At 59.6% G+C, this 12875-nt stretch carries 10 protein-coding genes; 3 read left to right on the plus strand and 7 right to left on the minus strand.

Features of this window, described 5'->3' with window-relative positions; genetic code table 11:
* Positions 1-34: 34 nt before the first annotated feature.
* The 4 genes from ACYVIA_RS17055 to ACYVIA_RS17070 are packed head-to-tail and all read right to left on the minus strand — an operon-like array spanning position 35 to position 4546.
* Complete coding sequence (locus ACYVIA_RS17055; RefSeq protein ID WP_460842890.1) at positions 35-1819, minus strand: Vgb family protein; 1785 nt, start codon at positions 1817-1819, stop codon at positions 35-37.
* A 17-nt stretch (positions 1820-1836) separates the two neighbouring features.
* Entirely contained in the window at positions 1837-2649 is an 813-nt protein-coding gene (locus tag ACYVIA_RS17060) for an SDR family oxidoreductase (protein ID WP_460842891.1), read from the minus strand.
* Positions 2650-2657: 8 nt separating this feature from the next.
* The gene (locus tag ACYVIA_RS17065; protein WP_460842892.1) at positions 2658-3632 is read right to left on the minus strand and encodes an SDR family oxidoreductase; all 975 of its coding nucleotides are present in this window, start codon (positions 3630-3632) and stop codon (positions 2658-2660) included.
* Positions 3629-4546, minus strand: coding sequence for a bile acid:sodium symporter family protein (locus ACYVIA_RS17070; protein ID WP_460842894.1), 918 nt, complete (start codon positions 4544-4546; stop codon positions 3629-3631). Before ACYVIA_RS17070 ends, ACYVIA_RS17065 begins: the two co-directional genes overlap by 4 nt.
* Positions 4547-4832: 286 nt before the next feature.
* Here ACYVIA_RS17070 and ACYVIA_RS17075 point away from each other — a divergent pair, with 286 nt between their 5' ends.
* Positions 4833-5867, plus strand: a complete 1035-nt coding sequence (locus ACYVIA_RS17075; protein WP_460842896.1) for an AraC family transcriptional regulator — start codon at positions 4833-4835, stop codon at positions 5865-5867.
* Between the two features lie 270 nt (positions 5868-6137).
* Here the strand turns inward: ACYVIA_RS17075 and blaOXA are convergent, their stop codons facing one another.
* The gene (gene blaOXA / locus ACYVIA_RS17080; RefSeq protein ID WP_460843020.1) at positions 6138-6938 is read right to left on the minus strand and encodes a class D beta-lactamase; all 801 of its coding nucleotides are present in this window, start codon (positions 6936-6938) and stop codon (positions 6138-6140) included.
* Between the two features lie 222 nt (positions 6939-7160).
* Between blaOXA and ACYVIA_RS17085 the strand changes: the two genes are divergently transcribed.
* Positions 7161-9365, plus strand: coding sequence for an OsmC domain/YcaO domain-containing protein (locus ACYVIA_RS17085; protein WP_460842898.1), 2205 nt, complete (start codon positions 7161-7163; stop codon positions 9363-9365).
* Positions 9366-9642: 277 nt separating this feature from the next.
* On the opposite strand, the gene ACYVIA_RS17090 is transcribed toward ACYVIA_RS17085, so the two are convergent.
* On the minus strand, positions 9643-10143 hold the full coding sequence (locus ACYVIA_RS17090; RefSeq protein ID WP_460842900.1) for an outer membrane protein assembly factor BamE: 501 nt from the start codon (positions 10141-10143) through the stop codon (positions 9643-9645).
* A gap of 720 nt (positions 10144-10863) precedes the next feature.
* On the opposite strand from ACYVIA_RS17090, the gene ACYVIA_RS17095 reads away from it, so the two are divergent.
* On the plus strand, positions 10864-11730 hold the full coding sequence (locus ACYVIA_RS17095) for a hypothetical protein (RefSeq protein WP_460842902.1): 867 nt from the start codon (positions 10864-10866) through the stop codon (positions 11728-11730).
* Between the two features lie 380 nt (positions 11731-12110).
* Here ACYVIA_RS17095 and ACYVIA_RS17100 read toward each other — a convergent pair whose 3' ends face one another.
* On the minus strand, positions 12111-12872 hold the full coding sequence (locus ACYVIA_RS17100) for a winged helix-turn-helix transcriptional regulator (RefSeq protein WP_460842904.1): 762 nt from the start codon (positions 12870-12872) through the stop codon (positions 12111-12113).
* Positions 12873-12875: the final 3 nt, after the last annotated feature.

A 12875-nucleotide genomic window follows, 5' to 3' on the forward strand; every position in this document is an offset into this window, starting at 1 on the left:
TCCCGCATCACTGCCGTATCGTCGCAATCCATCATCATCGCTGCTGCACCCTGATCAAGGTTGGCTGGCTATCTTCGATGTGCCAGCTGGGGAAGTTTGAATTCGAGGTATAGAGCGTGCCATCGGCGTCGACTTCAATGTCGCGGGTGAACGTCGTGCGGCGCGGCAGCGGAATCGTGCGCCAGGTTTCGGTCTTGATGTCGAAGCCGAACAGTGCGTCGGACTGGTTGCCGTTCACCCATACGATGCCGCGCTGCTTGTCGACGTTGAGCGAATATGGCGTCTCGCTGCCTTTCGGCTCGACCGGCAGATCGAACAGGGAGAAGGTGCCGGTGGCGGGCGAATAACGGGCAATCTTCGATTCGGCGAAGGCGGCGATCCACAGGTTGCCCTGCGCATCCGTGCGCAGGCGGCGCGGACCGATGAAAGGCGTGGGAATCATCGTGACCTCGCCGCTGGCCGGATCGATCCGGCCAATCTCCTGGGTATGCAGACGCGCAAACCACACCATGCCGTCCGGTGTGATATCGATGCCATAAGGCAGCGGCGTGCCGGTGGCGGCCCAGTCCACCGGCATCCAGTTCGACAAGGGCAAGCCCCAGTTCATCAGCTTGAACATGAAGCCGATCGACGCCACCGTGAGCCGCTCCTTGAGGCTGCGCGTCGGCAGATCGTAGAGGGTGAACTTGCGCGCGGCACGGTCGAACTTCGCCACCTGGTTCGACAAGGCCAGTGTAAACCAGACGTTGTCTTTGGCATCGATGCGCACCGTGTGCGGATAAAAGCCCGCGCCGATTTCATGCTGGGTAAACGTCTTGGAGGCCGGGTCGAACTCGATCAGCCGGCGCTGTGCCGAAGGCGTGATGAAGATGTGCCCGTCACGCGGCGACTCGGCCAGCGAATGCGCATTCGACGTACTGTCATGGCTCGGAAACGTCTTCAACCGCCCGGCAATCAGCCCGTCCGGATCGTCACCCGGCTTGTGCGGAATTTTGTAGACCGTCACGGCATTCGTGGCGGGATTCACCTCGTACAGGCGATCTTGGATGTTGTCGGCAACATATACCAGCCGGTTAGCCGCAATCAGCATATCGTGCGTCTGCGACATCGCATTGCCGAGCGGCCATTCGGTGATCACGGTCTTGTCGAGGCTTCCCTCCCACGATACGCCGCCTGTGATCAGTTCCGGATGCTCGCGCAACCGACGGTAGTCGGCCGAAAGCGTGTCCGGCAGCGTTTTCTGCAGCTCCGTCGGCAAGCGCGAGCCGTAGCGCACCATGCGCTTGATGGTTTCGTTCCAGTCCTGGGGCGACCTTTCCGCGCGGGTGAATGCATTGCCCTGCTGGTGGCAGAAGCCGCACTGCATCTGGAAGTGCTTCTTCGCCGTGGCGTCGCCGACATTGAGCGCGCCCAGCCAGGCATTGGCCGGCTTCGCTTCGGCCAGCTTGAAGGCATCCGTTTCCGGCTCCAGGGTGATACGAACGGCCGCCTGCCCTGCCGGTGCTTCGAACACCGCATCGCGGAAGCCGGGCTTGCGCACGCGGTATCGGGTATCGGCCACGCGATTGGGAATCTCTGCAGTCCCCGAGTTGCCCGTGAATGCCGTGACATCGATATCCACCACCTGCGGCTTGCCGGGTTGCTGGAAGCCGTTGTCGGAAGTGTCCCGTGGCGCACGGTGTGCTACAGCTTGCGTCACCATCGCCGCCGACACAGGCTTGCCGGCCTGGTCGATAACAGTGATGACGGCAGCCGCTGCCGGCAAGGTGATGGTGCTGCACGCTGCCAGTGCAAGCCAATGGCGGATCGTGTTTTTCATAAGTCTTTTTTGGATGATCAGTTATTCAGGGGCTGGGGTGGCGCGGCGCGGCGCTTCATCTGTCGCGCAAAAAACGACGGGATCAGGCGGCTGGTCCACCATGCGAGCTTCGCCAGCGGCGTGGGCAGGCAGAGCCGTTGCCGACGGGACACCGCAGCGAAGATACGTGATGCCATTTCGTCCGCAGGCATCTCACCGCCGGTGGCATTGCGCGGCAGCGTCGCCCGTCCGCCATCTCCGCCGAGCGCGGCATGCTCGATGCCGGTGGCAATGAATGCGGGGCAGACGACGGTAATGTCCACGCCGTCTTCTTCGAGCTCACTGCGCAGGCTGTCGAAAAATCCGTGCAAGGCGTGCTTGCTCGCGCTGTAACCGGTGCGGCCGAACAGCGGCGAAAAACCAGCAATGCTCGAGATGACGACAATCTGTCCCCGGCGTGCGCGTAGCGACCGCAATGCCAGCTGGGTACATTGGACTGCGCCGAAAAAGTTGATGTCCATGACCCGCCGCAGCACCGCCAGATCGGTCTCGCATAGCAGGCTGCGGTGCGCAATGCCGGCGTTATTGATCAACACATCAATCCCGCCCCAATGCGCAATGACCGTTGCGATCGCATGCTGGCAGTCCGTTGCGTCGCTCACATCACAGGTAATGGCGAGCGCGCGATCGGGAGTGCTGAGCAGCAGATTGTTGACCGCCATGCGTGCCGCCGCGCCGTTCACGTCGAGCAGTGCGACACGGGCGCCAGCGACGAGGAACTGTTTGGACAGCGCCAGTCCCAATCCGCCTGCCGCACCGGTGATGACGATGACTTTTCCAGCGTAATCCATGGCGCCTTTCAGTTCTTCCGCGTGGAGCGGCTCTGCAACCAGTAATCGAACACCTCGGCCGAAGTCTTGGCCGGGGTATAACCGAATTCGCTCTTCAGCCGCCGGTTGTCGAGGACGGGTCGATAGCGCAGGAAGTTCACCTGTTCCGGGCCGTATTGCGTGAGGCCGAAAGCCTTGAGGATGCGCAGCGCAAATGCGATCAGCCCTGCCGGCAGCGACACGACTGACTTGGAGAGTCGCTTGGCAAGCTGGTGAATGGACAGCGCGCCATCACCGGCGAGGTTGTAGATGCCGCCCTTCCCGCTCTCGATCGCCCGCAGGAAGGCGCCAACCACGTCCTGGTCCCAGATGAACACGAAGGGACTGTCCGAGCCCTGGATCGCAATCAGCCGCGGCTTCTCGAACAAATCAGTGATCTGATTGCGAACGCTTTCGCCCAGGATGGTGCCGATACGAAAGATGGTCTGCGTCAGTTGCGGATGGTCGCGGCGGTAATCGGCGAGCATCTCTTCCACCAGCCGTTTGTGCCATGAATAGGCAAATTCCTCGTTGCCGCGCAACGGATCCTCTTCGGTCAGCCAGGCCGGATTGTCGGCGTGGTAACCGTAAGCAGCGCCGCTGGAAGAGACGATAATCTGCCGCACGCCAGTCGCGACGCAGGCCTCCAGCACATTGCGCGTGCCGTCCACATCGACGCTGTATTCAAAGGCGCGATTGCTCTTTTTACCAGGGGTGACGATGGAGGCGAGATGAACCACCGTATCGATCGCATGCTGGCGCAGGATATCCGCCAGCCCGCCGTCACGGATATCCGCCTGCAGATAGGTAACGCCAGGGTGCTGCAGCAAAAGCGGTGTCATGCGTACGTCGGTAGCGACGACAGTCCGCGCGGTGCCGGCCATGCGGGCCTCCGACAGGTGCGCAATGAGCTGCCGGCCCAGGTAGCCATCAGCGCCGGTCACGAGTATCGCTTTGCCGTTCATGCGCCCGCCTTTGCTGCCAACGGCGGCTTTTTCATCCAGTAGGTCGACAATGCCATGCCGGCAAAGATGTGCCAGATACCCCACCACGCCGTGACGATTGCCATACCGCCCAGGCCTCCAAAGAAGTTGAAAATCAACACCAGCCCCAGGCCGGAATTCTGGATGCCGGTCTCGAAAGCCACCGCGCGGCTGTCACGCTCCGCAAGCCCAAACAGTTTGGCCAGCCCATAGCCGCTGCCGAGCGCACAGGCGTTGTGCACGAACACGGTGCCGACCACCATCGCACCGTAGGCGAGGAAAAACTTCCAGTTGGCGAGCAGTGCGCCGGTCACGAAGACGGCGAACACGCCGAGCGAGAAAATGCGCATCGGCTTGAGCATGCGCGCCGCCAGTCGCGGCATGCGATGCGAAATGAACAGGCCGGCGACCAAGGGGACGCCAAGCAGAATGCCCACATCGATCAGCATGGCGACCGGGTCGAGCGAGAAATCGCGCATGATGGCGCGCATGCCAGCATCCTGATTGGCCCAGAAAGCGACATTAAGCGGCATCATGAATACCGCGCCCGCCGTCGACAGCGTACTGATTGACACCGACAGCGCCGCATTGCCGCCCGCTCGGTGCGTGAAGAAGTTGGAGATATGGCCGGCGGGGCATGACGACACCAGCAGCATGCCGAGCGCGATCGACGGCATCGGATCGATCAGCTTGATGAGAAGGAAGGTCCCTGCCGGGAACAGGATGTGATGTCCGAACAGCCCGATTGCCAGCGCCTTGGGCGTACGCAGCGCCTGCTTGAAATCCGATAGCTTCAGATCCAGCGCCACGCCAAACATGACCAGCGCCAGGATGAGGTTCAGGCCCAGCAAAGCCTGCGGATTGAAGTTGAGTTGCACCTGGTCGATATGCATCATCGCCGGCACCTCTGGTCGCGAGCCGTCATGTTGTGTCTCCTTGTAGGAATAGTTTTATGCACTGATTGTGCGTGAACTCGGGTGACACAGACAGGTTAATTCCGGACATTTCTCGTCTGTAGTCGATGTGCCAAAACAAGATGCCACACAACGATACGGCCTCGGCTCACCGTTCGAATCGGATCAACTGAGGGGGTTTGAATCGGACATTTGATGCTAGACTGCCCGGCGCAGGCAAGACGCCGCATCGCACAAGCCTGGTCACAACATGGAGAACTGGACTGACATGGAGCGTCAATTTCCGGACATCGATGACCGCATCGAACCCCCGCACAAGATAGCCGCACTGGCAGAACTCCTGCAGGAAGAAGGCGTCGCGGTGCCGAAACTGCTGGCGGGCAGCGGGCTCGAACCCGAGGAACTGTACGCTCCCGCCACGCGCGTGGCATCGCGTCAATTGCTGTCGGTGTACGAGAATGCCCTGCGCCTCTCTCGCGATCCGGGCATCGCCATCAAGGCCGGCAAGCGCATTCGCATTACCCACTTCGGCATGTACGGGTACGCGCTGCTGAGCAGCCCGACCCCACGCGATGCGATCGACTTCGCCATCAAGTACCGTTCGCTGGCCGCCACGCTGCTCGGCCTGCGCTTCGAAGAAACCGAACGCGACGCCTTCTGGGAATTTACGGATGTCCTGTCACTCGGCGCGCACAGCGACCTGTTCCGGTTCGTGCTTGAATTCCAGCTTGGAACGCAACTGTCCGTTCACGGTGACATTTTCGGCCGCCCCGTCACGCCGACGGAGATCTGCGTCACTTATCCCGCACCGCGCCGCGCCCCCGCCTATTCCGACTTGCTGGGTTGCCCGGTGCGCTTCGACCAGGACCGAAACCAACTGCGCTTCAGCAGTGATCTGCTGGAGCAGCAGCTTGCCTTCGCCAACCCGGCCACCGCGGCTGTCGTCCGCGCGACCTGTGACCAACTACTGAGGGAACTGAAGGCCGCCTCCGGCATGGCCGGCAAAGTGTTTGGCATCCTGATGGCGCAACCCGGCCGCTTCCCGGATATCGAGACAGTGGCGCGACAACTGCACATGACTTCCCGCACCTTGCGTCGCAAGCTGACGGACCAGGAGACGTCGTATCAGGCCATTCTCAATAAGGTCCGCAAACAGCTTGCAATGGACTATCTGTGCAAAACCCGGATGAGCGTCGAAGATATCGCCGCGTCACTCGGATTCAGCGACGCGCCAAACTTCCGGCAGGCATTCAAGAAATGGACGGGAACAACGCCCAGCGAATTCCGGGTGCGCTCGTCTTGAATACAGCGGTTCTGTAAAGCCTGATTGCCGATTCTGAAGACTTGCTCGCACTAGGCTGTGTTTGACAAATGTAGCGAGCGGTTCGGAGTGGTGTCGAGGAGCGCACGCGTACGACTGGTACCCGAGCACCGCAGACATCAATCCGGGCCGCGCAGTAGCTTGTCAAACACGACCTAATGCGACGATGCTCTTGCATCGCTGGCTCTTCCTGCAATCTGTTGGGGTTGACCACGAGTGCCTGTTACCGCGACACGGCGATATGGTCACGAATTATTCGGCATGTGGCAGTGCTTTGATGGAGCGAAGGATGTTGCGTGTGATGCCCTGCCGTTTGGGAAGGTCGTCCAATCTGTTCGGCGTGTCGATGTTCAACGCAAAAAACACCGGACCGGCCGGCCACTCTACCCAGCCTACCCACCATCCAATTTTTCCGCTCCAACCGGTCTTGGCCCGCAGTATCCAGTCTCCGCCGGCCTCATTGATCATCACGTCCTTGACGAGACGCTGATGCTCGACACGAAATGGCAATGCATTCCGATAAAGACGGCGCAAGAACGAGATTTGCTCATTGGCAGATATTGCGAGGTCACCTTCGACCCAGAACGGCTCACTGCCCGTAGTGACCGCATTGCCGTATCCGATTTTTCGCAGGTAATCGGCCTCGCGCTTGTCGCCGAGCTGCCGTGCGAATCGTTCGTACACCCAGACAGTGGAATTGCGCATGGCTGAGCGCAGGTTCTGGTCTTCGTTCCATGCTTCTATCGGACGCTTGACGCCATCCCAGGGAATGACCTGGAACTCGTCACGCAGTATCTCCGCGTCCAGCGCAAACAGGCTATGCGGAATCTTGAAGGTCGAAGCCGGCGAGTAGCGACGACCCGCACGCTCTGCATTAAAAACAAACACCACCTCATTCTTCGAGCGTCCATCGACAACAACGATAGTGCCGTGCGCGCCAGCATTGGAGAAGAAACCCGACCAGTCTGAACGCTCCTGCGGCGTTGAGGCAGCGAGTGCACCAGAAGCAAGAAAGATAGACAAGGCGCAAACGATTAACCGGCGTCGATTCATGGCCGCGATTCTATCAAAGCACAGAAAGCGGGCTCGAAGCCTGCTCTCACTGTATGACAGCCCTGCATCGCCACTTGCGGCCACTTGCGGCCACTTGCGGCTACTTGCGGGCATGCGGCCACATTAAGCCGCGACGATTTGTTCGGCTTTCCTTTGCGGAACGGCCGCCTGGCAGGATAATGACGGCCACATCATTTTGAGCGCCATTTTTGGAAATTCCCCATGGAAATCAAGGTCAATTTTCTCGACAAGCTTCGGCTTGAAGCCAAGTTCGATGACTTCACGGTGGTGGCTGACCAGCCTATCCGCTACAAGGGAGATGGCTCGGCGCCTGGTCCCTTCGATTACTTTCTGGCGTCATCGGCCTTGTGTGCGGCTTACTTCGTGAAGTTGTATTGCAACACACGCAACATTCCCACCGAGAACATCCGCCTGTCGCAGAACAATATTGTCGATCCGGAAAACCGTTACAAGCAGATCTTCAAGATCCAGGTCGAACTGCCATCGGATATCTCTGACTACGACCGCCAAGGCATCCTGCGCTCCATCGAGCGTTGCACGGTCAAGAAAGTGGTCCAAACCGGGCCCGAGTTCGTGATTGAAGAGGTAGAGAACCTCGATGCTGATGCGCAGTCGCTGCTGACCTTGAAGCCGGCGCCTGACGCCAGCACCTATATCCTCGGCAAGGACCTGCCACTGGAGCAAACCATCGCCAATATGTCGAGCGTGTTGGCGGACCTGGGCATGAAGATTGAAATCGCTTCGTGGCGCAATATCGTTCCCAACGTGTGGTCGCTGCATATCCGCGATGCGCACTCGCCGATGTGTTTCACCAATGGCAAGGGCGCAACGAAGGAAAGCGCGTTGGCGTCGGCGCTGGGCGAGTACATTGAGCGAATCAATAACAACCATTTCTACGCCGGATCGTATTGGGGCGAAGACATCGCCAATGCGCCGTTTGTCCATTATCCGAACGAACGCTGGTTCAAGCCCGGCCGCAAAGATGCGCTGCCTGCTGAAATCCTCGATGAATACTGCCTGGGCATTTACGACCCCGATGGCGAGTTGCGTGCCTCGCACCTGATCGACACCAACTCCGGCAATATCGAGCGCGGCATCTGCTCGCTGCCGTTCGTGCGGCAGTCCGATGGTGAAGTCGTGTATTTCCCGTCCAACCTGGTCGAAAACCTCTACGGCAGCAATGGCATGAGTGCCGGCAATACGCTGGCCGAAGCGCAAGTGCAATGTCTGTCCGAAATTTTCGAACGCGCGGTAAAACGCGAAATTCTGGAAAACGAAATGGCACTGCCGGATGTGCCGCAGGACGTGCTGGCGAAATACCCGCGCATTCTGGCCGGCATTCAGGGCCTGGAAGAGCAAGGCTTTCCGGTGCTGGTGAAGGATGCGTCGCTGGGTGGCGTCTACCCGGTGATGTGCGTCACCCTGATGAACCCACGGACCGGCGGTGTCTTTGCGTCGTTCGGCGCACATCCGAGCTTCGAGGTGGCACTGGAGCGCAGTCTCACGGAATTGCTGCAGGGGCGCAGTTTTGAAGGCCTGAACGATCTGCCTCAGCCCACCTTTGTCAGCGAAGCCGTGACGGAGCCGAACAACTTTGTTGAACACTTCATTGACTCCAGCGGCGTGGTGTCGTGGCGCTTTTTCAGCGCGAAAGCGCATGTCGATTTTGTCGAGTGGGATTTTTCCGGCCAAGGAGAGAACTCCAATGCCGACGAAGCCGCAACCTTGTTCGGCATTCTTGAAGACATGGACAAAGAGGTGTACATGGCCGTGCATGACCAGCTCGGCGCCACCGCGTGCCGGATTCTGGTGCCCGGCTATTCGGAAGTTTTCCCGATTGAAGACCTGATCTGGGATAACACCAACAAGGCGCTGTTGTTCCGCGAAGATATCCTGAATCTGCATCGCCTGGACGACGCCAGCCTGGAAGCGCTGCTTGATCGTCTCAATAACAATGAGCTCGATGAATACTCCGATATCGCCACGTTGATCGGCATCGAGTTTGACGAGAATACGGAATGGGGACAGCTGACCGTTCTCGAGTTGAAGCTGCTCATCCATCTCGCCCTGCAGCAGCTTGAGGAAGCACACGATCTGGTGGGCGCCTTCTTGCAGTACAACGACAACACGGTCGAGCGCCGGTTGTTTTATCAAGCCTTGAACGTGGTGCTGGAGGTACTGCTCGATGACGAGCTGGAACTGGACGATTACATCGTCAATTTCCGCCGGATGTTTGGCGATGCGCGGATGGACGCGGCGCTCGGCTCAGTGAACGGCAGCGTGCGCTTCTTTGGCTTGACGCCAACCAGCACGAAACTGGAGGGCCTCGACCGGCACCGCCGCCTGATCGACAGCTACAAGAAGCTGCATACGGCGCGGAGCAATGCTGCGGCAAGAGTGGGTTAGAGCCGTTTTGGTCTGACTGGCCGATTGAGGCCGAGGCAGATTGCCTGAGGAACAAGGCGGCGACGCGTCGTAGCACGGCTACGGCAAGGAGCTGCAGCGCCGTGCCGTGGGCAAGGCGGCTAGCATCAACGGTAAAGGCAGGCCGAAGCGGCTCTAGGCTGTGTTTGACAAGTGTAGCGAGCGGCCCGGAGTGGTGTCGAGGAGCGCACGCGTACGACTGGGACGCCGAGCACCGCAGACATCAATCCGGGCCGCGCGGTAGCTTGTCAAACACGGCCTAGTAGTTGGTCGCGCTGGATGCCGAGGTTGCTGTCACTTTTCCGCTAGCCATATCGAAATGGACGTTGAACAAACGCTGCTCGTTCTGTTCGAGATATAGCCAATCCCAGACCTCTTCGTTCTTGAGTTTGAACTGCACGACCGTGCGCGGCTTGCCGAGCAGGCGCCGTACTTCGTCCCGGCTCATGCCGGTCTGCACCCGTGCGAAATTCTCCGGGGTTAGCAACTGCCGGTAATCCTTTAATTTTCCCGACTTGTCGATGATGAATTCCCATGTGCGCGGCCCTTGCGGACCCTTGGGATACTGCAGGCTGCGTGATCCGTCGTCTTCTTCCCACACGGTTTCCGGTTGCCCCATCACGCCGCGTACATCCCCTTCGTCGCTGATGCCCTTGGATAGTTTCGAGAGACCGAACTCCTCCACCGGCCGACCTTCGCGGTCGCAGGAGGACAACGCCATTACGATGAGTAGTGCTGGCAGCCATTTTCTCAGTTTCATCCCGCTCCTCAATTGCCGTTTCCCTGACCGTAACGGTAGGAGCCGCAATGCCCTCCGGCGTTTCTTGCTATCGCGACGGACGTTGACCACCCTCAAAAGAGAACCGTCGCACTGCCGCTGCGCGTCCAGCACCGGCAGCTCAAGGAGATCGCGACTGGTATCTACTCCGAAAACTGATATGTGATGACACGGCAGGCTTCGCCAGCCGCTTTTGGTTGCGTGCTGAGACAAGCGGTCAAATGAGGGCCGGCTGACTATGTTGTATCGCGCGATGTACTGCCGCTGTCGTGCAGAACGTTTCCATAGCGTTCCCTCTCGCAACTTGCAATAAAGTGCCTCACAACTCCTCGACACTAAACATCTAAGCCGTTTTCGCTTTGAGTGTCGCGACTGCATACGCCTGCGCGGCATTCCTGCACGTAGTTCCACCCCACGCATACAACGAGAAATGCCGCGTGCCTTCTTCCCCTATCGAAAGAAGAATCGTGTGTAGGACCGTCTGTCCCGTTGCTGCGATGCATAGCAATTGGACGGAACTATGCCTTCGTTTGAGCCTCCTACAGAGCCATTGACGGTTTAACAATCGCAGTGAAATGCGATGCAGACGTTTTTTGCAGATCGGGAATAGCAGCCTTGCAAATGTAATGACTACAACGACGCACTGCCCTATCCGATAGCAGGGAGCGGCGCTTTTCACGCAACGTAAAAAGGAGATACATCATGGCAATTTCCTCAAAAGACAATTCCGGCATGCTTACAGGTCTTTTTAACGACCGCGATAGTGCCGAGCGCGCATACCAGGCGCTTTCCGATCGCGGCTACACACGGGACGACGTCAACGTCGTCATGTCGGACGACACAAGGACGAAGAGTTTTACCGACAGCGGCCAGCCAACAACTGAACTGGGCAACAAGGCGGCAGAAGGTGCAGGCATAGGCGGCGCAATGGGCGGTACGCTAGGGGCGATCCTTGCGGCGGTTGCAGCCACCGGCACCTCTATTGCATTGCCAGGCCTGGGCCTGGTCATTGCGGGTCCGGTAGCAGCCGCCCTGGCGGGCGCCGGCGCCGGAGCTGCCACGGGCGGGCTGCTTGGCGCGCTTGTCGGGTGGGGTATTCCCGAAGAACGCGTCAAGCACTACGAGAGCGGCATCAAGCAAGGCGGCATCCTGCTTGGCGTTCGACCCCGTTCCGACACGGACGCCGACTACATCGAGCAACAATGGCGCAGCCATAATGGCCAGCAGATCTATCGCCCCGCAAGCATCTCGAACACGACCGCCACCTCGCGTCAAACCGTCGGCACGGCGCAGTCGGTTGGAGCTTCGACGGATGACACGTCTGATTACCGTCGTCACTGGCAAACGGCGTATGGCTCGTCGGGTGGCCGTTATGAAGACTACGACGACGCTTATCGCTACGGATCTACCGTGGCCGGCAGCGGTCGCTATCAAAATTATCAATGGACCGATGCGGAGCCGCAGCTGCGCAGCGATTGGGAAGCCAATCACCCGGGAAGCAGCTGGGAACGCGTGAAGGACGCTGTGCGTTACGGTGCAGAGCGCGTTAGCGGAAAACGTAACCAATAACCGCTACAGAGGGTTGAGGCTCGCGGTGCGTGCCGCGAGCCGGTACCTTCTACGTCTCGCACACGCCAGCGCGCGCTGAGCCCGGACTGACTTGTTCAGCTTTGCAGCAGTACCTAGCACTTCATTCCAATCCGGCGCTGTTTGCGTTTTGGCAGAAGCGATTCAGCAGTCCGAAACGCAGACAACACACGCCACTGCCCAAGGCTGTGTTTGACAAGCGTAGCGAGCGGTTCGGAGTGGTGTCGAGGAGCGCACGCGTACGACTGGTAGGCCGAGCACCGCAGACATCAATCCGGGCCGCGCAGTAGCTTGTCAAACACGGCCTAGCCTTTTCGCCGAAGATTCCCCATCACTGCAGGCGGTAACTGTCATCGCTGTCGCTATATCACCTGGCCGGCAGAATCCGGCTTCGCTGACTTTCGCGTCGCGCGGGTGGCGAGCCGCACCGGGGCAAAACCGCTCGTACCCAGCCAGCGCCACAAGGCTTGCGCATCCTGTCGCTCACCTTGTATGCGCATCTCGCGCGCCTGCAGCACCTCGTCCGGCGTCCTGTCACCCATCCACACTTCGGTCAATGCACGCAGCGTCGATTGCACGATGAGTGTCAGTTCGCGCCCCGGGTCTTCGCGACAGAGGTCGGCAACGCCCTGCTCCACAACGAGCCACCATACCGTTTCGCCGGTGCGTGCATCGGGGAGATGAAAATGAATGATGACAGGCCGAGGCGGGAACTGATCGATGCGCACGTTGCGGCGAACGTCCCACATCAGCAGGCCGGCATCGAGTTCGCTGTCGCGCAGGCGGCTGCCGATCCAGCGCGCGCCCCAGTTACCGAGTGCCATGATGATGGGCCGCAATTCCTCGCCGGCTTCGGTCAGGCTGTATTCCCACACCTTGCCGCAGGCGGCGCGGCGCACCACGCCGATTTCCTCAAGGTGACGCAGGCGCTGCGCGAGCAGGCTGGTGGACATGCGCGGCACGCCGCGGTGCAGGTCGTTAAAGCGCTTGCTGCCGCATAACAGTTCACGCACGACAAGCGGCGTCCATCGTTCGCAAAGTGCCTCTGCACCGCGCGCCACCGTACAGAACTGACCGTAGCTTTCATCCATCGCCAGCACCTCCTGCTGTGCGTTCTGCTGCAATTC

The organism is Noviherbaspirillum agri (assembly GCF_054780595.1).